We start from the raw sequence: 25,251 nt of genomic DNA on the forward strand, positions 1-25,251 counted from the left end.
CGCCGATCGTGACCGACCAGCTCGTCCCCGGCACGCCCGGGCGCGACCCCTACGGGTCCGCTGCGCCCGGCGCCCTGCCGGCTCCCGTCTCCCTCGGCCCCGCTACCGCGACCGCGGACGAGGTCGAGGTCGAGGCGCCGTCCGCGGAGTCCCTGCTCGAGGCCCTCGACGACCAGCAGCGCCTCGCCGCGCAGGCGCTCCTCGGCCCCGTCGTCGTCCTCGCGGGCGCCGGCACCGGCAAGACGCGGGCCATCACGCACCGCATCGCCTACGGGATCCAGGCGGGCGTCTACCCGCCCAACCGCGTGATGGCGCTGACCTTCACGTCGCGCGCCGCGGCCGAGCTGCGGGGGCGCCTGCGCGAGCTCGGCGCCGGTCCCGTCGCGGCCCGCACCTTCCACGCCGCGGCCCTCAAGCAGCTCAACTTCTTCTGGCCGCAGGTGGTCGGCGGCACCATGCCTCGTCTCATCGAGAGCAAGGGGCGCATGCTCGGGCACGCCGCCGAGTCCCTCCGCCTCCGCCTCGACACCGCCGCCCTCCGCGACATGGCCGCCGAGGTCGAGTGGCGCAAGGTCTCGATGATCTCCGTCGAGGAGTACGGCCTCGCCGCGCGCACGAGCCGGACGCTGCCCCCGCAGCTCGACGCCGACCAGGCCGTGGCGCTGCTCCAGGCCTACGAGGACATCAAGGACCAGCGCCGCCAGCTCGACTTCGAGGACGTGCTGCTCGCCACCGCGGGCATGATCGAGGCGGAGCCCTGGGTCGCACAGCAGGTGCGCGAGCAGTACCGCTTCTTCGTGGTCGACGAGTACCAGGACGTCTCGCCGCTGCAGCAGACGATCCTCGACCTCTGGATGGGCGACCGCCGCGACCTCTGCGTGGTCGGCGACGCGAGCCAGACCATCTACTCGTTCGCGGGCGCCAAGAGCGCGTACCTCCTCGACTTCGCGTCGCGCTTCCCCGAGGCCACCGTCGTGCGGCTGGAGCGGAACTACCGGTCGACCTCGGGCATCACGGAGGCGGCGAACCGGCTGATGCGCGGGCGGCCCGGCGCGCTCACGCTCGTCTCGGCGGACGCGGATCCCGACGGCGACGGCACGGGCGCGTCTTCCGCCCGCGCCACCAAGGGCCGCGGATCCGCCGCGGTGCCCGGCCGCGGCGAGGGCTTCCGCGCGCCGCAGGTGAGCGCGTTCCCGTCGGACGGCGCCGAGGCCCGGGCCATCGCCGGCGCCATCGCCCAGCAGATCTCCTCGGGCATCGCGCCGGAGGACATCGCCGTGCTCTACCGCATGAACGGCCAGTCGGCGGTGCTCGAGCAGGCGCTCGGTGACGCGGGCGTGAGCTACCAGGTGCGCGGATCCCAGCGCTTCTTCGACCGCCCCGAGATCAAGCAGGCGCTCCTCGCGCTCCGCGGCGCGTCCGTCTCCATCTCCGGCGAGCCGCTGTTCAAGTCGGTGAGCGACGTGCTCCGCGGCCTCGGCTGGAGCCAGCAGCCGCCCGAGCAGCAGGGCGCCGTGCGCGACCGCTGGGAGTCCCTCGACGCGATCATGGGCCTCGCCGAGCGGATGCCCGCGGGCAGCACCTTTCGAGCCTTCACCGACGAGCTGCTCGAGCGCCAGGCCGGCCAGCACGAGCCCACCGTCTCCGCGGTCACGCTCGCGACGCTGCACTCCGCCAAGGGCCTCGAGTGGGAGCACGTCTACCTGATGGGGCTCAGCGAGGGGCTCGTGCCCATCAGCTACGCGCAGACGCTCGAGGCGGTCGACGAGGAGCGGCGCCTCCTCTACGTGGGGATCACCCGCGCGCGGTCCGGGCTCCGGCTGTCCTGGAGCCGGAGCGGACCGCACCGATCGGGTCAACGGGAGCCGTCGCGGTTCCTGGCAGAGCTCGACACCCGCATCGCGGGTGGGGGCGCGAAGCGCGGCGCGTGATCCGGCCCGACCGCACGTCGAGCACCGCCTGGTGGGTGGCGAGCGCGTTCTCGCCCGTCGTCAGCAGCCGGTCGGCGGGCCGCGCGGCGAGGGCGGCGAGCTCCGTCGGCACGAGCCCCGCCTCGGATCCGCTGTCGCGCCCGAGCAGCTGGGTCGCGATGGCGGGCCAGGCGGGATCCGCGTCGCGTCGCCCGAGGTCGAGGCAGTAGCAGCAGACCGTGCGTCCGGGCTCGACCAGCGGCCCGACGACGGCGTGCCGGTCGCCGAGGACGACCGGCAGGTGCGGCACGTCCTCCCGGGACCAGCGCCCGTAGACGGCCGGCGCGATGGCGAAGTGCGCGACGATCACGGCGAGGGCGGTGCGCGGGTCCGCGTCGTCGGCCATCCGCCGGGGTGCGACGTCGTGCCCGGCGCGGGCGAGGGCGTCGGCGATGCGATCCGCGGTCGCACCTCCGCCGACGACCGCGACCGGGCCGGTCCGCGCCCGGCGGGTGGTGGTGGCATCGAGGCCGGACGGGGATCCCCCGTCGCGTGGCGGGAGGAGCGCCGGCCGCACCAGGTCGAGCAGCTGCGTGACGTGCGCGGGGCCCGCGCCCTCCGTCGCCGCGATCATGTCGAGGCCTCCGCGGCTGATGCCGTGCACGAGCGCGTCGAGGAGCCGCTCGTCGAGCCGCGACACGGCGCTCAGCACCACGGGCGGGCGGTCGACGCCGAGCTGGAGGGAGTCCGGCGTGCGCCAGACGAGCGGGAGACGGGGATCGAGTCGGATGGCCATGGGCGCGGAGATTGCCCGACGGGCGCGGCTCGCGGGGAGCGCGTCCACAGGCCCGACGCGGGGATGCGGGGCCGGGTCGACGTGCGAGAGGCCGGCACCGCGGTCGCGGTGCCAGCCTCTCCGGAGGGTGCGGGTCGGACGTCAGACGGGACGCGGATCCGTCCCGGGCGCGTCGTCCGGACCGTCGCCCGGCATCTCGCCCGGCTCGGTCGCCCGACCCTGGCCGTCCTCCAGGGGGCGGCCGGCGTCGGATCCGCTTAGCAGGTCCTCGAGCGCCTGGTCGACCTCGTCGGGCTCGGGCTCGTCCTGGGTGAGGCGCGCGACGAGCGCGTGCGGCGCGTCGATGTCCTCGGAGGTGGGCAGCACGTCGGGGTGAGACCAGAGCGCGTCGCGCTGCTCGGCGCCGACGCCGTCGGAGACGGCCTGCCACATGGCCGCGGCTTCGCGGAGGCGGCGGGGCCGGAGCTCGAGGCCGACGAGCGTCGCGAACGCGGACTCGGCGGGACCGCCCGTCGCGCGGCGGCGGCGCACGGTCTCGGCGATGGCGGACGCGCGGGGGAGCCGCACGGTCGCAGCCGCCGTGACCACGTCCACCCAGCCCTCGATGAGCGCGAGCATGGTCTCGAGGCGCGCCAGGGCGGCGAGCTGCGCCTCCGTCTTCGGCGGGATGAGGGATCCGTCGACCATCGCCTGGCGGAGCTCCTCCGGGTTCGACGGGTCGAACCCCTCCGCGAGCGACTCGAGCCGCTCGGTGTCGATGTGCACGCCCTTCGCGAACTCCGTGATCGAGGAGATGAGCTGCAGCCGCAGCCAGCGGGCGTGGCGGAACAGGCGCGCGTGGGCGAGCTCGCGCACCGCGAGGTAGATCTGCACCTGGTCGTCGGAGACGTCGAGCCCCGAGCCGAACGCCTGGACGTTCTGCGGGAGGAGCGCGGCCTGCTGGTCGTCGAGGAGCGGGATGCCGACGTCGCCGCCCGAGACCACCTCGGTGGACAGCCGCCCGACCACCTGGCCGAGCTGCACGGCGAAGAGCGTGCCGCCGAGGTTCCGCATCATGCGGCCGGCGCCCGCGACCATGCCCTGCATCTCCTCGGGCGCGTTCTGCTGGAGCACCTCGGTGAGCGAGTCGGCGATGCTGAGGGCCACGGGCTCGGCGAGCTGCGTCCACACGGGCATCGTGAGCTCCGTCCACTGCGCGCGGGTGATGAGGCGCGGCGCGACGGTGAGCTGGCTGACGTAGGTGACCTCGTCGAGCCAGAGCGCGGCGACCTGGAACGCCTGGTCGAGGGGCGCGGACGCCGCGGCGGTGACCTGCGTCTGGTCCTTCGCGGCGAGCTGGCGGGCGCCCTCGCGGGCGACCTTCCAGTCGACGCCGTCGCCGGTGTTCGCGAGCGCGCCCTGCAGCTGCGCGAGGAGCTGGCGCACCATCTCCGGGTCCTGCGGCAGGCCTGCCGCACCGGCGAGCTTGTCGGGGTCGATCTGCCCGTCGGCGCCGAGGAACCGCTCCAGCATGCGCCGGAACTCGTCCTCGGGATTCGGGGTGGGCTCGTCGGCCATGGAGGGTCTCCCGGGGGTTCGAGGGGGTCCGGATCGCGGTGCCGCGGCCGGTGGATCCACGCTAGCCCGCGCCCACGGGAAACCCATCCGCATTCGCCTAGGCTGAGCCCTCGCGTCTTCCGCCCGCCGCGAACAGCGGCCAGCGGGCCGCCTCGACACCCGTCGTCCGGCCGCCTCCCGGCCCGACGCGCCCCCGAACCCGAGGACATCCGGATGAGCCTGTTCGCCCAGCACGCCCCCCGCGCACCCCGGCCTGCGCGCCGCCGTCGTGTCGGCCGCGTGCTGGCCGGCACCGGCGCCGTGCTCGCCCTCGCCCTCGGCCTCATGCCGTCGCCGTACGTCATCGAGCAGCCGGGTCCCGTGTTCGACACCCTGGGCACGAGCGACCACGAGGGCACCGAGCGTCCCCTCATCTCCATCCCCGACCGCACCACGTACCCGACCGACGGTCGGCTCGACATGCTCACGGTCAGCGTCGTGGGCAACCCCGCGCAGCGCCCGGACTGGTTCTCGGTGGTCTCCGCCTGGCTCGACCCGACCCGGAGCGTCGTGCCGATGGAGGCCGTGTTCCCCGCCGAGCAGACCGCGGAAGAGCGCGACGCCCAGAACCAGGTCCAGATGACCGACTCGCAGCAGGACGCGGTCGCGGCGGCCCTCACCGAGCTCGGCATCCAGGTGCCGCGCACCCTCCAGGTGCAGAGCATCCTCGACGGGTCCCCGGCCGCCGGGCCCCTCCGCACCGGCGACGCGATCCGCACGGTCGACGGCCAGGACGTCGTCGACCTCGCCGACCTCCAGGCGCGCGTCGCCGCCGCCGGCACGAGCACGCCGCTGTCCTTCGGGATCACGCGCGACGGCCAGGAGAGCACGGTCGAGGTCACGCCCGCGGAGCGCGACGGCCGCCCCGTCATCGGCATCGTCACCTCCACCTCCTACGAGTTCCCGTTCGAGGTCGACATCCAGCTCGACGACGTCGGCGGGCCGAGCGCCGGCATGATGTTCGCGCTCGGGATCATGGACAAGCTCGAGGAGGGCTCGCTCACGGGCGGCAAGGCCATCGCGGGCACGGGCACGATCGACGCGGCCGGCGACGTCGGCCCCATCGGCGGGATCCGGCAGAAGCTCTACGGCGCCGAGCGCGCGGGAGCCGAGTACTTCCTCGCGCCCGCCGACAACTGCGACGAGGTGCGCGGGCACGTCCCCGACGGCCTGCGCGTCTTCTCCGTCTCGACGCTCGACGACTCGCTCGCGGCGCTCGCGGCCATCTCCACGGATGGCGACCTGGACGCGCTGCCCACCTGCTGAGGACGACGGCGGCCGGTGCACGAGAGGTGCGCCTTACCAGACGGGAACCCCTGATCGCTCGCAGGGACCTGGCAACCGCCCCGCCTAGGATGAGGACTCCGCTGTCCTACGACTCTGAGGCACATCTGTGACTAGCACATCCGCCCGGCCCGCCAGACGGAGCCGAGCCCCCCTCGCCATCACCGCGGCCATCATCGCCGCCCTCGTGATCGCGTTCTTCATCTTCGCCGGCTTCTACGCGGACGTGCTCTGGTACGACCAGCTGGGCTACCTGGGCGTGCTGCTCACGCAGTGGGGCGCGGGCATCGCGCTGTTCTTCATCGGGTTCCTTGCCATGGCGATCCCGGTGTTCGTCAGCATCCAGGTCGCGTACCGCTCGCGGCCCGTCTACGCGAAGCTCAACTCGCAGCTCGACCGCTACCAGCAGGTCATCGAGCCGCTGCGCCGCCTCGCCATGTTCGCGATCCCCGCGGTGTTCGGCCTCTTCGCCGGCGTCTCGGCCTCGAGCGGCTGGCAGCGCACGCTGCTGTGGCTGAACCGCACGCCCTCCGGCACGACCGACCCGCAGTTCGGGCTCGACACGTCGTTCTACCTGTTCGAGCTGCCCTTCTACCACGCGGTCGTCGGCTTCGCCTCGGCCGTCGTCATCATCTCCATGCTCGGCGTCCTCGCCACGAGCTACCTCTACGGCGCTGTGCGGTTCACGGGCCGCGAGGTGCGCATCTCGAAGAGCTCGCGCATCCAGATCGCGATCACGGCTGGCGTCTACTTCCTGCTCCAGGGCGTGAGCATCTGGCTCGACCAGTACTCGTCCGTGGTCAACACGGCCAACGGCGGGCTGTTCACCGGTGCTGCGTTCTCCGACGTGAACGCCGTGATCCCCGGCCGCACGATCCTCGCCGGCATCGCCGTCGTCGTCGCCGTAATGTTCATCATCACCGCGGCCATCGGCCGCTGGCGCCTGCCCATCATCGGCACCGCGGGGCTCATCGTGGCCAGCATCCTCATCGGCACGGCCTACCCGGCCATCGTGCAGCGCTTCCAGGTCGAGCCGAACGAGCGCTCGCTCGAATCGCCCTTCTACGAGCGCAACATCGAGGCGACCCGAGCGGCGTACGGCCTCGCGGACATCGAGGAGATCCCCTACGACGCGACCACGGACACCACGCCGGGCGCGCTCCGCGAGGACGCCGCGACCACCGCGAACATCCGCATCCTCGACCCCGCCGTCGTGGGCGACGCCTTCAGCCAGCTGCAGCAGTTCCGGCAGTACTACCAGTTCGGCGACAACCTCGACGTCGACCGGTACCAGATCGACGGCCGCGTGCAGGACACGGTGGTCGCGGTCCGCGAGCTGAGCCCCACCAACACGGGCACGTCGTGGGTCAACCAGCACCTCGTCTACACGCACGGCTACTCGCTCGTGGCGGCGTACGGCACGCAGCGCACCTCCGACGGCCAGCCCGTGTTCCTCGAGTCGGGCATCCCGGCCTCGGGCGACCTGGGCGACTTCGAGCCGCGCGTGTACTTCGGCGAGGACTCGCCCGACTACTCCATCGTCGGCGGCCCCGAGTCGGGCGACAAGGTCGAACTCGACTACCCGTCCGGCGTCGACGGCGCGGACGAGACGTACACGACGTTCCAGGGCGACGGCGGGCCGAAGGTCGACAACGTCTTCAAGCGCCTCATCTACGCCCTCAAGTTCCAGTCGGAGCAGATCTTCCTGGCCAACCAGATCAACGACCAGTCGCAGATCCTCTACGACCGCGACCCGGCGGAGCGCGTCGGCAAGGTCGCGCCGTACCTCACGGTCGACAAGGACCCGTACCCCAGCGTCGTCGACGGGCGCGTGGTCTGGATCGTCGACGGCTACACGACGAGCGACCAGTACCCGTACTCGCAGCACAACGACATGAGCCGCCTCATCGCCGACTCGCAGCAGACGCAGCCGCTCGTGCCGACGGACCGGATCAACTACATCCGCAACTCGGTGAAGGCCACGGTCGACGCGTACGACGGCAAGGTCACGCTCTACGCGTGGGACACCGACGACCCGATCCTCAAGACGTGGCAGAAGGTGTTCCCGTCGACGCTCAAGCCGATCGCGGACATCTCGGGCGAGCTCATGAGCCACCTGCGCTTCCCGGCCGACATGTTCAAGGTGCAGCGCGCGGTGCTCGGCAAGTACCACGTGACCGACCCCGGCTCGATCTACTCGAACCAGGACCTCTGGACCACGCCGAACGACCCCACCGCCACCACCGAGGCGGGCACGCCGGCGAGCCTCCAGCCGCCGTACTACCTGACGATGCAGATGCCGGGTCAGGACTCCCCGCGGTTCTCCCTCTACTCGACGTTCATCCCACCTGCCACGCAGGACACCTCGAGGAGCGTGCTCACGGGCTACCTCGGGGTCGACTCCGACGCCGGCAGCACGGCGGGGGAGAAGGCAGCGGACTACGGGAAGCTGCGCCTGCTGACGCTGCCGAACGACGACACCATCCCGGCGCCGACGCAGATCCAGAACAACTTCAACTCCGACACGAACGTGGCGAACCAGCTGAACCTGCTGGAGCGCGGCGGGCGGACGAGCGTGGTCCGCGGAAACCTGCTGACGCTCCCCGTCGGCGGCGGTCTGCTGTACGTGCAGCCGGTGTACGTGCGGTCAACGGGCGATACGAGCTACCCGCTGCTCCGCAAGGTGCTCGTGGCGTTCGGCGACAAGATCGCGTTCGAGGACACGCTCGATGCGGCCCTCGACAGCATCTTCGAGGGCGACTCGGGTGCCACCGCCGGTGACGAGGACGTCGTGCCCACGACGCCCGCGGACGGTGCGGCGGGGGACGGGTCCACCGACGGCGCGACCGACGGGGGCACTGGATCCACGCCCACGCCCGCGCCGACCGCATCGCCGGCGGCTCCCGCGCAGGACGTGCAGGCGGCGCTCGACGCGGCGAACACGGCGCTGCAGGAGCGCCAGGCCGCGTACGCGTCCGGCGACCTCGTCGCTGCCGCGCAGGCGGACCAGCGGTTCACCGAGGCGGTGCAGCGCGCGTACGAGCTGAGCCAGCAGCAGTAGCGCTCAGCGCCTCACGATCACGGCCCCGGCGGCCCCGCGATGCGGGTGCTGCCGGGGCCGTCGTCGTGCGGGTGGTGGATCCGGGCTGTCGCTCCGCCGTGGTCATGAGCACGTCAGAGGTCTGGTATTGTATTCCTCGTAGCGCGGGGTGGAGCAGTTCGGTAGCTCGCTGGGCTCATAACCCAGAGGTCGTAGGTTCAAATCCTGCCCCCGCAACAAGATGAAGGCCCGGTCTCCTGGAGACCGGGCCTTCTGCGTTCCCGGACGCTCGTCCGGTGGACCGGCGCCACGCGGACCGCGCATCCCCGGCGAGGATGGACCCGATCGCCTCCGACGGGGCCGGCGCGACGGAGGCGAGATGGAGAGCACACGGCAGGCGCGGTCGTCCTCCTCAACGGCGTTCCCGGCAGCGGCAAGTCCCACGTCGCCCGGCGTCTGGTGGACGCCTGCCCCGGGTGGTTCCTCCTGGACATCGACGTGCTCCGCACCTCCATCGGCGGGTGGGCGGACGACTTCGGTCGGGCCGGTCGCATCGTCCGGCCCATCGCCCACGCGATCGTGCGGAGCGTCGTCCGCGACGGCGGCACGGTCGTCGTGCCGCAGCTGCTCGACGACGAGGACGAGCTGGCGGGTCTGGCTGCTCAGGCGCGCGGCGCGGGCGGCCGTGTGACGCACGTCGTGCTCGACGTGCCCCTGGACGAGTGCTGGCGACGCCTGCAGGCGCGGGCCGCGGGTCACGACCCGTCCCGCGGCTCAGCCGGGTCGTGGACGAGGCCCTGACACGGGCGGGCGGTCGGAGGCACCTCGACGAGCTCGATGCGCGGGTGCGCGCCCTGCGGCGCGACGGCGCTCCTGCGCATCGCATCGACGGAGCGGACGCGCGCCGCGCTCTGGCCGCGCTGATGGACCTGCTCGCGGAATAGCGGGCGGACCTCAGCGGCCGCGGCGCCCCGGGACGAGCGCCTGCGCGAGGGGGAAGACGGAGACGACCATCAGCACGGTGCCGAGCACCTCGTCGTCGGGGCGGAGGAGCACGCCGCCGGCGAGGAGGCCACCGAAGACGAGGGCGGAGACCGCGCGGCGGAGGGTGCGCTCCAGGGCGCCGACGCGGCGCTCGAGCGTCGGGTCGCTGATCGGGAGGGCGCCGTCGTCGATGCGGGTGAGGAGCGCGTCGAGGCGGCCGGGGAGGCGGGCGAGCGTGCCCGCGGTGTCGGAGACGCGCGTGCCGATGTCGCGCACGACGTTGCCGCGCTCCTCGCGAATGAGGCGCGCCGCGTACGGCTCGACCGAGTCCCACAGGTTGAACGCGGGATCCAGCGCACTGCACACGCCCGACGTCAGCGACATGGCGCGGATGATGAGGAGGAAGTCGTCCGGCAGCTGGAACGGCAGGGTGCGCACCACCTCCTGGAACTCGTTGGCGAAGGCGCGGAACTCCCGCGGATCCACCTCGCGCAGCTCCGCGAAGCCCAGGCCGCCGAAGCGGGCGAAGAGCCGGGTCATGGCGAGCTCGAGCTGCGTGGTGTCGGCGGAGGGGAGGAGCACTCCGATGTCGCGCGCCGCGTCCACGAGGCCCTTGCCGTCGCGCGAGGCGGCGGCGATGAGCATTTTGCGGAGTCCGCGGCGGGTGCTCGGCGGGACCTCGCCCATCATCCCGAAGTCGATGAACGTGAGCGTCCAGCCCTGCTCGACGGAGCCGTCCGTCACGGGCGTGACGAAGACGTTGCCGGGGTGCGGATCCGCGTGGAAGAAGCCGTCGGCGAAGAGCTGGTCGAACATGACCGCGGCGAAGACGGGCGCGACGTCGACCGGGTCGATGCCGGCCGCGAGGAGCCCGGCGTGGTCGGTGATCTTGATCGCCGTCACGTCCTCGAGCGTGAGCACGCGGCGGGTGCTGCGCTCCCAGACGATCTCGGGCACGGCCACGCGGTCGTCCGAGGCGAACATCTCCTGGAAGCGCGCAGAGCTGCGGGCCTCGTGCAGGTAGTCGATCTCCTCGAGGCTCGTCTCGGCGAACTCCTCCACGAGCGCCGGCGCGTCCACCCGGTCGGACACGAGGCGGACGTGCGTGAGCCAGCCGCCGATGCGGCGGAGGGCGGCCAGGTCGATCCGGACGATGTCGTCGATGCCCGGCCGCTGCACCTTGATGACGACACCCGTGAGGCCCGTGTCGGCGGAGTCGATCGGGCCGAGGACGGCGCGGTGCGCCTGGCCGAGCGACGCGGCGGCGACGGGCGTCTCGTCGACCCAGGCGAAGGCGTCGGCGAGCGGCATGCCGAGCTCGCGTTCGGCCAGCGCCCGGATCTCGGGGAAGGGCACGGCCGGCACCTCGTCCTGCAGGTCCTCGAGCTCCGCGGTGATCTCGGGCGGGAGCACGTCGAGGCGCGACGACATGAACTGGCCGACCTTGATCATGAGCCCGCCGAGCTCGACGGCGAGGACGCGGAAGCGTCGGGCGAAGAGCTTCATGCGCCGCGTGCGCGTGCGGTCGGCGATGCGACGGAGGCCGACGCGGGGCAGGAACAGCTCGTACCACCACGTGACGGCGAGGTTCCACGCGGCGAAGCGGAGGATGCGGCGGTAGCGGGCGCGCGTCTCCGGGGCGTCGGCCTCGGGATCCGCCCCGGGCGCGGTGCCGGCCGTGGCCGCGGTCACTCCCGGGCGAGGATCGCGTAGAGGCGGCGGCGGGCCGCGTCGAGCTCGGTGACGGCCTCGGCGACCTGCGCCGGGGTGCCCGTGCGCTGCACCTGGGCCGCGGCCTGGGCGAGCGATAGCCCGGCCTTGGGGAGGGCGGAACGGTCGTGGCGGTCGTGCGCGTCGTGTCCGTGGGACGCGTCGGCCCACGGCGCGGTGATGCCGTCGCGGGCGATCGTGGCGCGGCCGGACTCCGTCAGCGCGTAGACCTTGCGGCCGTCGGTGGTCTCGGCCGCGATGAGGCCCTCGTCGGTGAGGAGCTGGAGCGTGGGGTACACGGATCCGGCGTTCGGGGTCCAGGCGCCGGCGGTGCGCTCCTGGATCTCGTGGATGATGCGGTAGCCGTGCATGGGCTCCTCGGCGAGGAGCGCGAGCACCGCGTGGCGCACATCGTGCGGGCCGGCACCGTGACCGGCGTCATGCCCGGCGGTTGTGCCGTCGCGCTTCTCGAAGCGGGCGCGGAGCGACTCCATCGCCTGCCACACGCCGTCGGCGGCGTCTCCGAATGCGGATCCTGCGGACGGGGACGTTGCGGCCATGACGAGCTCCTTGCTGTGGGACGTGCGCGGTCCTCCCGACGATAGGCCGCGCACCTGGTCGCGGACCCGGGAGGGGCCCGTTCGTCAGCGAGCCGACAGGTCCGGGAGGTGGGGAGCGACGGGACGCGTCAGCCGACGGCCTGCGCGAAGCCGTTCGCCGGATCCGCGAGGTGCGCCAGACTCGCGGGGAGCTCCCGGCCCTTCGCGCTCATCGACTGCGCGTACAGCCGGCCGGCGCGGTACGACGAGCGCACGAGCGGTCCGGCGAGCACGCCGAGGAAGCCGATGGCCTCGGCTTCCGCCTTGATCTCCACGAACTCCTCCGGCCGCACCCAGCGCGCGACCGGCAGATGCCGCGGCGACGGCCGCAGGTACTGCGTGACGGTGATGATGTCGCAGCCCGCGTCGTGCAGGTCGGCAAGGGCCTCGGACACCTCCTCGCGCGTCTCGCCCATGCCGAGGATGAGGTTGGACTTCGTGATGAGGTCGGCGTCGCGCCCCTGCGTGATCACGTCGAGGGAGCGCTCGTACCGGAATGCCGGCCGGATCCGCTTGAAGATGCGCGGCACCGTCTCGACGTTGTGCGCGAAGACCTCGGGCCGGGACGAGAAGACCTCGGCGAGGAGGTCGGGGTTCCCGGAGAAGTCGGTCGCGAGGATCTCGACGCCCGTGCCGGGGTTGTCCGCGTGGATACGCCGCACGGTCTCCGCGTGCAGCCACGCGCCCTCGTCGGGGAGGTCGTCGCGCGCCACACCCGTGACGGTGGCGTAGCGGAGCCCCATCCGGCGCACCGAGTCGGCGACGCGGCGCGGCTCGTCGGTGTCGTAGTCGGCGGGCTTGCCGGTGTCGATCTGGCAGAAGTCGCATCGGCGCGTGCACTGGGATCCGCCGATGAGGAACGTGGCCTCGCGGTCCTCCCAGCACTCGTAGATGTTGGGGCACGCCGCCTCCTGGCAGACGGTGTGCAGGTCCTCGGTCTTCACGAGCTGCTGGAGGGCCTGGTACTCCGGCCCCATGCGGGCCTTCGTCTTGATCCACTCCGGCTTCCGCTCGATGGGCGTCTCGGCGTTGCGGACCTCGAGGCGGAGCATGCGGCGACCCTCGGGCGCGGCGCTCATGCGCGGGCCCCGGCGGCGGAGGGGAGGGCGGGCGTTGCGGGCATGGCGGATCCGTTCGAGAGGGCGCGCACGAGGTGCGGGCGGAGGAGGGGGACGACGTCGGCCGGCGTCACCGTGCGGCCGAGGACGCGGCTCAGGGAGGTGACGCCGGCGTCGCGGATCCCGCACGGGACGATGCGGTCGTAGGCGTCGAGCGCGTTGCTGCAGTTGAGGGCGAAGCCGTGCATCGTGACCCGCTCGGCGACGCGGACGCCGATGGCGGCGACCTTCTCGTCGCGGGGCGTGCCGTCGGGGGCGGTGCCGCGGATCCAGACGCCGGAGCGGCCGTCGACGCGGCATGACGCGATGCCGAGCTCGGCGAGGAGGGCGATGAGCGCGTCCTCGAGGCGGCGCACATGGGCCACGACGTCGAGGGGCTCCGGCAGCCGGACGATCGGGTAGCCGACGAGCTGTCCCGGCCCGTGCCAGGTGATGCGTCCGCCGCGGTCGACGTCGATGACCGGCGTGCCATCGCGCGGCCTGTCGTCCGGCTCCGTGCGTCGCCCCGCGGTGTACACGCTGGGGTGCTCGAGGAGGATGACGGTGTCCTGCGCCCGGCCCGCGACGACGTCGGCATGCAGGGCACGCTGACGCTCGAGGGCCTCGATGTACGGCACGGAGTTGGCGCTTAGCCCCGTGACGACGATGTCGACCACGCCGTCAGTGTAGGCGGGCGATCCGCGGCGGGCGAGGGTGCGCGCGGCCCGGTCGCGTTGCGGGGGAGGCGCGCGGGGCGGAGGATCGACCTCGATGACCGACTCCTCCGCACCCGCCGTCCCCGACCGTCCCGTCCGCGCCGCGCGGACGCAGCACGTGCTGGAGGTGGTCCGCGCCGAGCGACTCACCCCGCACCTCGTGCGCGTGCACCTCGGCGGCGAGGGGATGCGGGCGCTGCTGGAGCGGGCCGCCCCCGAGCGGCTCGCCGCGACCGACGCCTATGTGAAGCTGATGCTGCCGCCGCGGGGATCCGGGCTCACGCCGCCGTACGACCTGCCCGCCCTCCGCGAGACGCGGCCGGCCGAGGCGCTGCCGGCGGTGCGGACCTACACGCTGCGGCACGCGGATCCGGCCGCCGGCACCTGCGCGATCGACTTCGTCGTGCACGGGGACGAGGGGCTCGCGGGCCCCTGGGCGGCGTCCGCGCAGCCCGGCGACCTGCTCGCGGCGAGCGGCCCCGGTGGGATGTACCGGCCGAGCGAGGACGCCGCGATCGCGCGCGTCCTCCTCGGCGACGACTCCGCCGTGCCCGCCATCGCCGCGGCGCTCGCCGCCATGCCCGCCGACGCCACCGGGGTCGCGCTCCTCGAGGTCGACGGCCCGGACGACGAGCTCCCGCTCGCGCACCCCTCGGGCGTCGCCGTGCGCTGGATCCACCGCTCGCGCACGCCCGACGCCGTGCCGGGCGCGCCCCTCGTCGCCGCGGCCCGCGCGCTCGAGCGTCCCGACGGCGAGGTGGAGGTCTTCGCGCACGGCGAGCGCGGGGCGATGAAGGAGCTGCGGGCGGTCCTCCAGGACGGCTGGGGCATCGACCGCCGCGCCCTCTCGCTCTCCGCCTACTGGGCGCTCGGCCGCGCCGAGGACCGCTTCCAGGCGGAGAAGCGCGAGCCGGTGGGGGTGATCTTCGGGGAGTGAGGGGCGTGCCCCCGCAACGGGGGCGCGGGCGCCGATCGTCCACCCCGGACGTGCCTGTGGAATGCAAGTGATTCTTTTCCAGCTCCAACCCTATTCTCAGCTTCGCGAGCGCCCGGCGGTCGCGGATGCGGGTGCCTGATCCGTCTGCTCGAAAGGGAGCACTCGGATGCGTCCTGCACGCCGTCTCACCTCCACCGCCGTCATCGTCGCCCTGGCCCTGGTCGCGGAGATCTTCGTCGCCCTGCCCGCCGAGGCCGCGACCACGCCGACCCGGCCCGTCGCCTCCGTGCCCGCGCTCACGTCCGACGACGTCGACGTCGCCACGCCGACGATCCCCAGCGGCTCGGTCGACGCCCCCGCTCCCGCGTACGCCCAGGCTCCCGCCGACCCGAGCGCGCCGGCCGCCGACGAGTCGGCCGTCTCGCCCTCCTCCCTCTCGGCCTCCGCCGTCGCCCGACCCCGGCGGGCGGCATCGGCGAGCCAGCTGCAGGACTCGGCCCAGCTCGTGTCCCAGTCGCAGTTCCAGGACACCTACGCGAACGACGACGGCACCGAGTCGGCGGTGCTCTCGCAGACGCCCCTCAACGTGCAGGACACGAAGGGCGACTGGGTGCCGGTCAACACGGACATCACCGTCCGGTCGTCCGGCGCGGGGGTCGTCCCCGACCACCCGCTCGCCCCGCGCTTCGCCGACTCCGCGTCCGACGCGGGCGTCCTCACGCTGCACCACGACGGGCACGTCCTGAAGTACACGCTCGACGGCGCCGCGGACAGCCCGCTCGAGCGGCCCAGCGCCGACGAGGTGCAGTACCGGGACGTGTTCCCGCGGACCGACCTGCACTACGCGGTGACGGCCGGTCAGGTCAAGGAGGAGCTCATCCTCGCGGCGCCGCCGGTGCCGGCCGCGCCCTCGTACACCTGGCATGTCAGCGCAGCCGGTCTGCACGCGGCGCAGGACGCCGACGGCTCCATCCTCTTCACGGACAAGGCGGGATCCGTCGTCTTCGGCATCCCCGCGCCGCGCATGTACGACTCGAGCGGGATCCCGGACGTGCAGGAGCCCGCCGACGCGCCCGTCGCCACGACGCTGACCGCCGACGGACGCGGCTGGACCATCCGGATGGCGCCCGATCCGGCGTGGCTCGCGAGCCCCGAGCGCGCCTACCCGGTGCACGTGGACCCGTCGTCCGTCGCGTCCTGGTCGAACGACCAGCACGAGTACAAGTCCGACGGCACCCGGCTCACCGACGGCACCGTCCGCATCGGCAACGCGCGGGACCACGGCGACAAGTACTGGCGCACGGTCGAGCACTTCGACTACGAGCAGCTGTTCGGCAAGCAGGTCCTCAGCGCCCGCATCGACGGCTCGTACTACAACGGCGGGACCAAGGCGCTCTTCGGCGGATCCATCAGCGCAGCCACCTCGTTCTCCTACAACGGGGTCGGCGACCGCCTGAGCCAGTTCGCGATGTCCGACAACGGATCCGCGCAGGACGACCGGCTCACCGACGAGATCGCCAAGTACGTGCGCGACGGCTCGCGCGGCGCGTACCTCATCATCGGCGGCGACGAGCGGCCCGGCGTCTACACGTACAAGTCGATCGCGGTCGCCCTCGTCGTGACCTATAAGGACATGCCCACCGCGGGCCCGGCCATCGCGCCGTCGCCCGCCGACGGAGCCCGCGGTCCCGTGATGCCCACGCTCGCGATCTCGGGGACGGACCCGGAGGGCACCGGGCTGCAGTACTTCTACCGCATCAGCGCCGGGGACGATCCCGAGGTGGGCCCGGTGTGGGAGTCGGGCTGGGGCGCGCAGCAGGTGAAGGTGCCGTTCGGCGCGTTGAAGCCCGGCACCAGGTACCACTGGAAGGGCTACGTCAAGGACGGGTACGACGGGGTGCACGGCACCTCCACTCTCGGCATCTCCTCCACGTGGAGCTTCACCACGAACACTCCGGCGATGACGGCGCAGGCGGGGTCCGCGCCCGCGGACGGCTCGGTCATCACCACGACCACGCCGACCCTGACGGCGCCGACCATCGCGGATCCCGACGGCGACCCGGTTCGGTACCGCTTCCAGATCGCCTCCGGGGCCGACGGCACCACGGGCGCGGTCGCGACGTCCGGCTGGCAGGCGGGCACGACGTGGACCGTTCCGGCGAACTCCCTGCAGGACGGCGGCCGCTACACCTGGTCGGTGCGCGCGTCCGACGGGTACGACGAGCCGCCGGTGACGTGGACGGACAAGATCCGGGTCGACCGCCGGGTCGGCGACGCCGGGCCCGCCCCGACGGACACCGCGGGTCCCGTCAGCGTGAACCTCGCGAACGGCAACGTCGGGCTGCGCTTCGCGTCGCCGACGGTGCAGACCGTGGGCGGCAGCATGGGCCTGGGCTTCAGCTACAACTCGATGCAAGCCGGCTCCGGCGGGCTCCTCGGCCGCTACTACGACGGCGCGGCTCCTCTCGGGGACGGCGACGCGTGCCACGCCGACGCCGGCACGCTCGCGACCACCCGCACCGATCCGTCGATCTCCTTCGACTGGGGCGACGGTTCCCCGGCTCCTGGGGTGGACGTGGACGACTTCTCCGCGAAGTGGACGGGCTTCCTGCACGTGCCCACCACGGGCACCTACACGTTCGGCATGACGCGCGATGACGGCGGCTGCGTCCGGGTCGACGGATCCACCGTGTACTCCGGATGGCGCGACGACCACGTCGCGCAGGACACCACGGGATCGACCCCGACCGCCTTGACGCAGGGCAAGCCCGTGCCGCTCGAGGTCGACTACTTCGAGCACGCGGGGGAGGCCGGGGTCTCGCTGTGGGTCACGGATCCGACGGGCGCCCAGTACGTGGTCCCCGCCGACTGGTTCACCCGCACCGTCGACACGCTCCCGGCCGGGTGGTCGTCGACCACCGCGCTCGAGGGCGACGCCGGCGACTGGTCGCGCGCCCAGGTCACGGACTCCGCCGTCATCCTCACCGACGCCTCCGGCACCGCGCACACCTACACGCGCACCGCGGGCGACGGATCCGGCACCGGCTACACGGCGCCGACGGGAGAGCACGACCGCGTCTCCCTCGACCAGTCGCGACAGGTCGTCGTGACCGGCGACGACGGGACGATCACCACCTTCGATCCGTCCGGCCGCGTGCAGGGCGTCACGGGACCGGGTGACGCCCTCAAGCGGGCGACGCCCCTGTCAGCCCGTCGACCCGGCACGGGCCTCGTCGACCGCATCTCGGATCCGCTCTCCGCGCTCGGCACCTCGCCCGAGACGTACGGCCGCGAGGTCCGCTTCGCGTACGCCGGCGACACCGCCCCGTCCCTGGGGCTCGACGCGAAGGACACGGACTCCACGGGATCCGCCTGCCCGGTCGCCGCCGGGTTCGCCGCGCCTCCCGCCGACATGCTCTGCCGCATCGTCTACCCGGGACACGTCGCGGGAGCAGCGGACACCACGCGCCTCTCCTGAGACGCGCACGGCAACCTCGTGCGCATCACGGACCCGGGCGACGAGGTCACCGACCTCGCCTACGACGGCGGGCGCCTCACCGCGGTCCGCGACGCGCTCGCGGACGACTGGCTCGCGGCGGATGCCCGACGCACCGCCGACGCGAACGTCGCCACCACCATCGCCTACGACGCCTCCGGCCGCGCTACCACGGTCACGCTCCCGGCGCCCGACGGCGTCACGGCGGCGAAGCGGCCCACGAAGACGTACGTCTACGGATCCGGCACGACCTCGATCGATGTGCCGGCGCTCGGCCTGCCCGCGGGCACGCACGCGTCGACCGTGACGTACGACGACGCCTGGCGGCAGACGAGCATCACCGGGCCGTCGGGGCTCACCGCCTCCTCCGAGTGGAACCAGAAGGACCTGCCGCTCGCGTCCGTCGACGCGCAGGGTCGGAAGTCCACCACGCTCTACGACGCGCAGGACCGGCCGACGGACTCCTACGGCCCGGCGCCCGCGTCGTGCTTCGGCTCCGACCGCGTGCCCACGGCGGCCTGCGCCGCGACGACGGCGCACTCGTCGACCGGGTACGACAGCGGTCTGCACGGGCTCGACGCCGTCTGGTACGACAACGGCCGGCTCGCGGGAGCGCCGCGCGCCTACGGGCTGGGCGTCGGCAACGCCGACGGCAGCGTGGATCAGGACTGGGGGAACGGCAGCCCGCCCGCGGCCGGCGACGGCTTCCCGTCGGACGGCTTCTCGCTGCGGCTCACGGGTCTCGTCACGGCTCCGCAGGATGGCGACTACACCTTCGCCACCAAGGCGGACGACGGCACGCAGCTGTTCATCGACGACATCCCGCTGATCGACGCGTGGGGCGCGAACCCCGGCAACGAGATCCGGGCGAACCACGCCGTGCACCTCGCCGCGGGCCAGACCGCGCGCATCCGGCTGCAGTACAACGAGGGCCAGGTGTCCGCGTCGCTCAAGCTGGAGTGGCAGATCGGCAGCGGAGCCATGGTCGTGGTGCCGGGCAGCGCGCTCACGCCTGACTACGGCCTGCAGACGAGCGTGACGGCCGCCGACCAGGCTCCGACGGGAGTAGCGGGCATCAGCGCGTCGCAGATCTCGTCGGCCACCTCAGTCACGCAGTACGACGAGCCGTGGCTCGGCATCGCGACCGCGTCGGTGGTGGATCCCAAGGGCCTGGCCCTCACGCACTCCGGCACGCACGAGGCGCGCGGCACCGGGTACCTTCGCGGCCTCACCCGCACGCTCCCCGCACAGGCGAACGTGGCGACCACGAGCGCGTACTACGGCGCGACGGAGACCATCGCCTCCGCGTGGGGCGCGAGCGGCAAGGTCTGCGGCGTCGACGCCTCCACGCCGCAGTACGGGGGGACGAAGACCACCACCGGAGCGAAGCCCGCATCGGGCGACGCCATCGTCACCTCGTTCGTCTACGACGTGATGGGGCGCGCGATCGGATCCAAACGCTCCGGCGACGCCGACTGGTCGTGCACGAGCTACGACGCCCGCGGGCGCGCCACCTCGAGCACCACGGCCGCCTTCGGGTCGGTCGCGGCGCGCACGGAGAAGACGGACTACGCGGTCGGCGGGGATCCGCTCACCGGAGCGGTCTCGGACGGATCTGTCACCGGATCCACGAGTGGTGGCACCGTCACGACGGTCGCGAACCTCCTCGGGCAGGCTGTCAAGTACACCGACGTCTGGGGCACGGTCACGACCATGTCGTACGACGCGGCGGGCCGGGTCACCTCGACGGTCGCGACGCCGCCCTCCGGCACCGCGCACACCACCTCCTACGAGTACGACATCGACTCCCGGGTCGACGTGATGCGCGTGGACGGCAAGGTCATCGCCGATCCCACGTACGCGAAGGGCGAGCTCACGGGCATCTCCTACCCGTCGGGTGCGAACGGCGCCGGCAACGACTCGTCGCTCTCCGAGATCACGCGGAACGGCGCAGGCGCGGTGACCGGGATCGGCTGGTCGTTCCCCGGGAAGCAGACCGCCGTCACCGATCGGGTCATCCGCTCGCAGGCGGGCGACGTGCTCCAGGACACCACGAGCGACGGCACGACGAGCAACGTCTCGACGTACTCGTACGACGCCGCCGGGCGACTCGTTACCGCGGTGATCCCGCACCACCGTCTGACCTACGGGTTCGATGCGCTCGCCGGATCCTCGGCGTGCACCCAGGCCGGCGCGGTCGCGGCGGCCGGTCGGAACGGCAACCGGACGGCCTCGTCCGACGTGCTCGACGGCGGGACGCCCACCACGGTGGCGTCCTGCTACGATGGCGCGGACCGGCTCCTGGGCACCACGGTGACGAACGCCCCGGCGGACGCATCACCGGTGAACCGCTCGCTGAGCGCGGCGCAGCTCGTCTACGACGCGCACGGCAACACGGTGCAGCTCGCCGACGAGACCCTGTCGTACGACGGCGGGGACCGGCACACGGCCACCAAGCTGGCCGACGGTGCGTCGGTCTCCTACATGCGCGACGCGACCGACCGGATCGTGCAGCGGACGGAGGTGACCGCGGCGGGCGTGACGACGGTCACGCGCTACGGCTTCACGGGGAGCGGCGATGCGCCGGACTTCGTGCTCGACGTCTCGAGCACGGCGACCGAGTGGGATCTGCCGCTGCCGGGTGGGGTGACGGCGGAGTTCCGCAACGGGTCGGCCGTGTGGTCGTACCCGGGCATCCACGGTGACATCCTCGTCACGGCGGATCAGGCCGGGACGCGTGCGCCGGGGCTCGCGGTGTACGACCCGTTCGGTCAGGTCGAGGATCCGAAGACGGGTGCGCTGGGCACGGTGGCGGCGAACCAGTCGGGTCTGGACACGCAGCAGGGGAACGCGGACTACGGGTGGCTGGGTCAGCACCAGAAGCTGTCGGAGCACCTGGGTGGCATCGCGACCATCGAGATGGGTGCGAGGCAGTACGTCGCGGCGCTGGGTCGGTTCCTGCAGGTGGATCCGGTGCTGGGTGGGACGGATGACGACTACGCGTATCCGAACGATCCGGTCAACTCGTTCGACCTGACCGGGCAATTCGCGTTCTTGATCCCCCTCGCTGTCCTCCTCGTCGTTGCCCTCGGTCTTGCGGTCCTCGCTACCGCCATAGTCCTGGGCGCGTGGTAGATAGGGCAGCAGATCGGCTCTTGGATCAAGACGACCGCATTTCCCTGGATACGCCAGACGTTCAGTAAGCCGAAGAATCCTAATGCTGGCAAGGGGCACGCGGTAACAGACAAAGAAGCGGCTGAAGTCGCAAAGGAGAAAGGTTATACAAAGATCAAGGCACGTTCGGCCAAGGGTCGGGCGATCTTCAAGAAGGGGAAGAATGACTACATCACCTATGATCGTGGAAGTGACCCGACCGGTGGTCACAACGGCGGCTACTGGAAAAGGGCTAATTCTGTTGCCGGCCTCAATAGCAAGACGACCCGCGGCGGCACGTGGGACAAATATCTGACCAAGCGGATTGGGGACTGAGTGTCACGGGACGAGCCGGAAGCAGAGTGGCACATCTGGATCCGGCCAAGGGGAGCAAGACCGTCATGGGTCACTCGTGCGCTGGTGGCAGTCGCTGAGCGGCACAGGGGCACGATCCTCTCGCCGTCGAGTGGCACGGTCATCGCATTGCGACGCCAGGAAGTGCATGCGTTGGTCGGCGCCCTGAGGGATCCCTTGGGCGCTGACCGCGACGATGCCCAGGACGAGATCCGGATGGAGATCATCCGCGCCCTCGGTGATCGACTGACGTCCGGCGCCGGAGAGGTGGGCGAGCCGGCCGGTGACGCTCGCGCGGACGAGATGTTCCCGGCCTACGTGGTTCCCATGCTCCCGGGTCGACGGGCGGCCTCCATGCTCTCGGGGATCATCAATCGCTTGCCCCACGGCGACCGGGCAGAGGTGCTCGACCCGAGCGAGGTCTGCGTCTACATATTCCTGCGCGGATCCGATCTGTCCCTGCGCGATCTCCTGATGTCAGCGGATGCGCGCATCTGCAACGAGGAGCTGCGGTCCGGCCTCATCGAGGACTTCCTGGAGTATCTGAATGCGTCGTGATCGTCCTGCGGCCACGCACCGGCGCGCAGGGATTGGGAGGAGCGCGCATGTGGGTCGCTGACGACGGGGTGTTCCACGTCGAGTACCTGTGGGGCGCCCGCGACCTGCTCTCGGACGAGGCGTCGCGCGCGCTGCACCTGGTACCGGGTGCCACCTACCGCGCGCTCATGCGCAATGTGATGGACACGTTCTCCGACATCAGCGATCGCTTGCACGAGATGAAAGCATGGGCCGATCAGACAGCCTTCGTCGAGGAGCCCATCCCGGTGGAGCTCCTCGCGCCGATCTCGAGCGCGACGACGTTCACGGAGCTGAGGCACGAGCTGATCCACCTGCCGCATGACATCGATCCGCAGTGGCGGCTCGACGCGGCGGGGGCCTGCTGGGACATCGTCAGCACCGTGGGCCGGGAGCGGCGCGGCATCGGCTCCCGGCTGCGCCGGCTCGGTGGTCGCGTCCGCTCCCGAGGGCTCGGCCCGCTGGCCGGGCGCAGGCAGCCGTCGTGATCCGCCTCCGGCGCCGCCGCCCGCCTGTCGAGCCGGAGTCGCCCTACCCCGCTCGCTCGTTCCTCCGCAACCCCGCCGTCCCGGCGTACGACGACTGGCTGCCGTCCGGGATCGCAGGCTGCATCCGTCTCTCCGGGTACCCGCACCCGTGGGTGATGGCGCGGCGCAACGGCAACGACTTCTTCCTCCGTGACGACGCCTACCGCCTGAAGCTCCCGGAGGACGTGCTCCGGTACGGCGACGGCGAGTACGACTGGACGGTGGGAACCGCCGAGGGGGCGTTCGCGCCCGCACCCGAGGGGTCGATCATCGACGTCGTCACGACCGTGCTCGAGGTGGAGTGGGACGCGTCGCCGGAGGCGTGGCAGGAGGCGCGGGCGTGGTTCGTCCGCGACTCGGAGCGACGCTGGGACAGCATGATGACGGGGGAGCGCCGATCCATCGAACGCCTCGTCGGGAGGCGGAGGCGGCGAACCTCCCAGGGGTACTTCGACGTCGACCCCTTCGACGGCCCGATCTGAGCCCGCGAGCGCCTGGGGCGGCGGCCCCGTCCTCCGCCACCCCGCCGATCCGCCATGCTGTTCCCTGCGCGTGATGCGGCACGACCGCCCGCGCGGATCCCGTCCCCCCCCACCCCGGAGACCGCCATGACCGCTTCCGCGTCCGAGCCCCTGCCCACGCCGATCGCCCCCTCGCCCGACGAGCCGACGACCGCCGGCATCCCGCACTCGGTCATCGAGGACGTGCTGGGGATCCTCACCGGCACCTTCGTCGCCTCGTTCGGGCTGTACCTGCTGCGGGACGCCGGCGCCGTCACGGGCGGCACCGCGGGGCTCGCGCTGCTGCTGAGCTACACGGGCGTGCTGCCGTTCGGGGTGCTGTTCTTCGTGGTCAATGCGCCGTTCTTCGCGCTCGCGGTGTGGAAGAAGGGGTGGCGGTTCACGATCCGCACGGTCATCTCGGTCGCGCTCGTGTCGCTGTTCTCGACGCTGCATCCCGCCATGGTCACCGGGCTCGAGCTGCAGCCGGTCTACGGCGTGCTCGCGGGGAACCTGCTCGTGGGGATCGGGCTGCTGGTGGTCTTCCGCCACGGATCCAGCCTCGGCGGCTTCAACATCGTCGCGCTCATCGTGCAGGAGCGGTTCGGCTTCCCCGCCGGGTACGCGCAGATGATCCTCGACGTGATCGTGATCCTGCTCGGCCTCACGGTCGTGCCGCTCGAGGGCGTCGTGTGGTCGGCGCTCGGCGCGGTGCTGCTCAACCTGGTGCTCGCGCTCAACCACCGGCCGGGGCGCTACACCGGGATCTGATCCGGGGCGTTCAGCCCCGCGCGCTCGCGCTGTCCGACGTCGACACCGCGGTCGTGCGTGCCCCTCCATCGGCGGCATCGGCCGGCTGCCGCAGGTACCCGCGGCGCCGCAGCCCGACCTCGAGCGGGAGCGTGGCGAGCGGCGGGATCGCGGCGACGGCCGTGACGATTACGTAGAGCACGAACGCGGCGCCGTGCAGGCGGCCGAAGACGTACACGCCGAGCTCGGTCGTCTCCGTCACGTACTTGAGGAACATGCCCACGAGGAGCCCGGTCCACGTGATCGCCTCGATGACCGCGATCACGGCGAACAGGCGGCCGAGACGCGACGGCCGGTCGGAGCGGTCGCGCGTGCCGCGGACGAGGGCGGCGAAGCCGACGGTCGGCGCTGAGCCGGTAACGGCGTGGGAGGCGGGCGACCCCGCAGGGCGGGCCCCAGGCTCGGCGGGCGGGGCGGCGTCGGGATGCGGGGCGTTCGTCATGGGGCCTTCCGGGGCGGGGGGATCCTCGGGGATCCGACGGGCGGGGCAGGTCGCCGCCCAGGGTACGGGGCGCCATCGGGTACGAGCTGTGGACGCGAGCAGAGGGCGGGCGCCGGCGTCCGCGTCCACCTGCGCGGACGGCGGCGTGCACGTGGCATGTGCAACGCCTGTGAGCCGGGCGTGAGCGGGGTCCTCGCCGGACACGTGTCACGCATCACCTGCGCGGTGTGCAAGCATTTCCACATGAGGTGGAATTCGCCTCGACGATCTGGGGGGATCAATTGGGGGAGCACCACTCTGCCGTCCGCCGTGCCTCGACACGAAGGATGCGCAGCGCATCCGCACGCGCACGACTCATCGCCGCCATCACGGGGCTGAGCCTCGGGGTGACGCTGCTCGTCGCCGTCGAGCCGGGCGCCGCTCCGGCCGAGGCCGCGTCGGCAGGCACCGCGGCGTCGTCGGCGCGCGTCATCGCGCCGACCACGAGCGTCGTGCCGCCGGCCGCGACCGACGGCACGCCCACCGCGGCATCGATGATGCGCATCCTGCAGGCCACGGCCGCCGCGGCGCCGTTCACCGCGACGCCCGCGCCCGTGATCACCGGCAAGGCCGTGATCGGCCAGCGCCTCCTCGCCACCACCGCGCGCTGGACCCCGGCCGCGACGACGAGCACGTACGCGTGGCTCGTCGACGGCGTGCCCGTGAGCGGGTAGACGAGCACCGC

The 25,251-nt window shown here is 72.4% G+C and carries 20 protein-coding genes, 1 tRNA gene and 1 pseudogene; 15 read left to right on the forward strand and 7 right to left on the reverse strand.

The window, feature by feature from the left end; all coding sequences use genetic code 11:
* The first annotated feature begins 8 nt into the window (after positions 1-8).
* Positions 9-1,931 carry an ATP-dependent helicase gene (locus HDR73_RS13025; RefSeq protein WP_012299227.1) on the forward strand — a complete coding sequence of 641 codons (1,923 nt, stop codon included), beginning with the start codon at positions 9-11 and terminating at the stop codon, positions 1,929-1,931.
* Here HDR73_RS13025 and HDR73_RS16595 read toward each other — a convergent pair.
* Both HDR73_RS16595 and HDR73_RS13035 read right to left on the reverse strand, forming a co-directional pair.
* Positions 1,906-2,706: pseudogene (locus HDR73_RS16595) on the reverse strand (TOMM precursor leader peptide-binding protein); the annotation flags it as partial. The gene HDR73_RS13025 and the pseudogene HDR73_RS16595 overlap by 26 nt on opposite strands.
* Positions 2,707-2,847: 141 nt before the next feature.
* Complete coding sequence (locus tag HDR73_RS13035) at positions 2,848-4,263, reverse strand: zinc-dependent metalloprotease (protein ID WP_012299225.1); 1,416 nt, start codon at positions 4,261-4,263, stop codon at positions 2,848-2,850.
* Between the two features lie 213 nt (positions 4,264-4,476).
* On the opposite strand from HDR73_RS13035, the gene HDR73_RS13040 reads away from it, so the two are divergent.
* The 5 genes from HDR73_RS13040 to HDR73_RS13060 all read left to right on the forward strand — a co-directional run bounded on the left by HDR73_RS13040 (position 4,477) and on the right by HDR73_RS13060 (position 9,570).
* Complete coding sequence (locus HDR73_RS13040; protein WP_012299224.1) at positions 4,477-5,568, forward strand: YlbL family protein; 1,092 nt, start codon at positions 4,477-4,479, stop codon at positions 5,566-5,568.
* Positions 5,569-5,695: 127 nt separating this feature from the next.
* Complete coding sequence (locus HDR73_RS13045) at positions 5,696-8,647, forward strand: UPF0182 family membrane protein (RefSeq protein ID WP_210432996.1); 2,952 nt, start codon at positions 5,696-5,698, stop codon at positions 8,645-8,647.
* A gap of 142 nt (positions 8,648-8,789) precedes the next feature.
* Positions 8,790-8,863, forward strand: a tRNA-Met gene (locus tag HDR73_RS13050).
* Between the two features lie 36 nt (positions 8,864-8,899).
* Positions 8,900-9,427, forward strand: a complete 528-nt coding sequence (locus tag HDR73_RS13055; RefSeq protein WP_223842779.1) for an ATP-binding protein — start codon at positions 8,900-8,902, stop codon at positions 9,425-9,427.
* Positions 9,412-9,570 (forward strand): hypothetical protein, encoded by a 159-nt coding sequence (locus tag HDR73_RS13060; RefSeq protein ID WP_287136461.1) that lies wholly within the window; start codon positions 9,412-9,414, stop codon positions 9,568-9,570. Before HDR73_RS13055 ends, HDR73_RS13060 begins: the two co-directional genes overlap by 16 nt.
* Before the next feature lie 10 nt (positions 9,571-9,580).
* On the opposite strand, the gene HDR73_RS13065 is transcribed toward HDR73_RS13060, so the two are convergent.
* The 4 genes from HDR73_RS13065 to lipB all read right to left on the reverse strand — a co-directional run bounded on the left by HDR73_RS13065 (position 9,581) and on the right by lipB (position 13,693).
* Positions 9,581-11,302, reverse strand: a complete 1,722-nt coding sequence (locus tag HDR73_RS13065; RefSeq protein ID WP_041464584.1) for an ABC1 kinase family protein — start codon at positions 11,300-11,302, stop codon at positions 9,581-9,583.
* Complete coding sequence (locus HDR73_RS13070) at positions 11,299-11,880, reverse strand: PadR family transcriptional regulator (RefSeq protein WP_041464583.1); 582 nt, start codon at positions 11,878-11,880, stop codon at positions 11,299-11,301. Before HDR73_RS13070 ends, HDR73_RS13065 begins: the two co-directional genes overlap by 4 nt.
* A gap of 128 nt (positions 11,881-12,008) precedes the next feature.
* Positions 12,009-12,998 (reverse strand): lipoyl synthase, encoded by a 990-nt coding sequence (gene lipA / locus HDR73_RS13075; RefSeq protein WP_012299221.1) that lies wholly within the window; start codon positions 12,996-12,998, stop codon positions 12,009-12,011.
* A complete protein-coding gene (gene lipB, locus HDR73_RS13080; RefSeq protein ID WP_012299220.1) occupies positions 12,995-13,693 on the reverse strand; it encodes a lipoyl(octanoyl) transferase LipB in 699 nt (232 codons plus the stop codon). The genes lipA and lipB overlap by 4 nt, the downstream gene beginning before the upstream one ends.
* 94 nt (positions 13,694-13,787) lie before the next feature.
* On the opposite strand from lipB, the gene HDR73_RS13085 reads away from it, so the two are divergent.
* From HDR73_RS13085 to HDR73_RS13120, 8 genes are all read left to right on the forward strand, one after another.
* Complete coding sequence (locus HDR73_RS13085) at positions 13,788-14,669, forward strand: siderophore-interacting protein (RefSeq protein WP_012299219.1); 882 nt, start codon at positions 13,788-13,790, stop codon at positions 14,667-14,669.
* Between the two features lie 166 nt (positions 14,670-14,835).
* Positions 14,836-18,147 carry a PA14 domain-containing protein gene (locus HDR73_RS13090; protein WP_012299218.1) on the forward strand — a complete coding sequence of 1,104 codons (3,312 nt, stop codon included), beginning with the start codon at positions 14,836-14,838 and terminating at the stop codon, positions 18,145-18,147.
* An 18-nt stretch (positions 18,148-18,165) separates the two neighbouring features.
* Positions 18,166-21,300 (forward strand): PA14 domain-containing protein, encoded by a 3,135-nt coding sequence (locus tag HDR73_RS16605; RefSeq protein WP_012299217.1) that lies wholly within the window; start codon positions 18,166-18,168, stop codon positions 21,298-21,300.
* Between the two features lie 48 nt (positions 21,301-21,348).
* Positions 21,349-21,654, forward strand: a complete 306-nt coding sequence (locus tag HDR73_RS16610) for a toxin C-terminal domain-containing protein (protein WP_223842778.1) — start codon at positions 21,349-21,351, stop codon at positions 21,652-21,654.
* Positions 21,655-21,738: 84 nt separating this feature from the next.
* Complete coding sequence (locus HDR73_RS13105) at positions 21,739-22,230, forward strand: hypothetical protein (protein ID WP_012299216.1); 492 nt, start codon at positions 21,739-21,741, stop codon at positions 22,228-22,230.
* Positions 22,227-22,736 carry a hypothetical protein gene (locus HDR73_RS13110; protein ID WP_012299215.1) on the forward strand — a complete coding sequence of 170 codons (510 nt, stop codon included), beginning with the start codon at positions 22,227-22,229 and terminating at the stop codon, positions 22,734-22,736. The genes HDR73_RS13105 and HDR73_RS13110 overlap by 4 nt, the downstream gene beginning before the upstream one ends.
* Complete coding sequence (locus tag HDR73_RS13115) at positions 22,733-23,257, forward strand: hypothetical protein (protein ID WP_012299214.1); 525 nt, start codon at positions 22,733-22,735, stop codon at positions 23,255-23,257. Before HDR73_RS13110 ends, HDR73_RS13115 begins: the two co-directional genes overlap by 4 nt.
* Positions 23,258-23,383: 126 nt before the next feature.
* On the forward strand, positions 23,384-24,046 hold the full coding sequence (locus tag HDR73_RS13120) for a YitT family protein (protein WP_012299213.1): 663 nt from the start codon (positions 23,384-23,386) through the stop codon (positions 24,044-24,046).
* Positions 24,047-24,056: 10 nt separating this feature from the next.
* Here the strand turns inward: HDR73_RS13120 and HDR73_RS13125 are convergent, their stop codons facing one another.
* Positions 24,057-24,527 carry a DUF3817 domain-containing protein gene (locus HDR73_RS13125; protein ID WP_012299212.1) on the reverse strand — a complete coding sequence of 157 codons (471 nt, stop codon included), beginning with the start codon at positions 24,525-24,527 and terminating at the stop codon, positions 24,057-24,059.
* A 326-nt stretch (positions 24,528-24,853) separates the two neighbouring features.
* On the opposite strand from HDR73_RS13125, the gene HDR73_RS13130 reads away from it, so the two are divergent.
* Positions 24,854-25,240 carry a hypothetical protein gene (locus HDR73_RS13130; protein ID WP_223842620.1) on the forward strand — a complete coding sequence of 129 codons (387 nt, stop codon included), beginning with the start codon at positions 24,854-24,856 and terminating at the stop codon, positions 25,238-25,240.
* Positions 25,241-25,251: the final 11 nt, after the last annotated feature.

It is taken from the genome of Clavibacter sp. (assembly GCF_014802555.1).
Lineage (GTDB): Bacteria > Actinomycetota > Actinomycetes > Actinomycetales > Microbacteriaceae > Clavibacter > Clavibacter sepedonicus.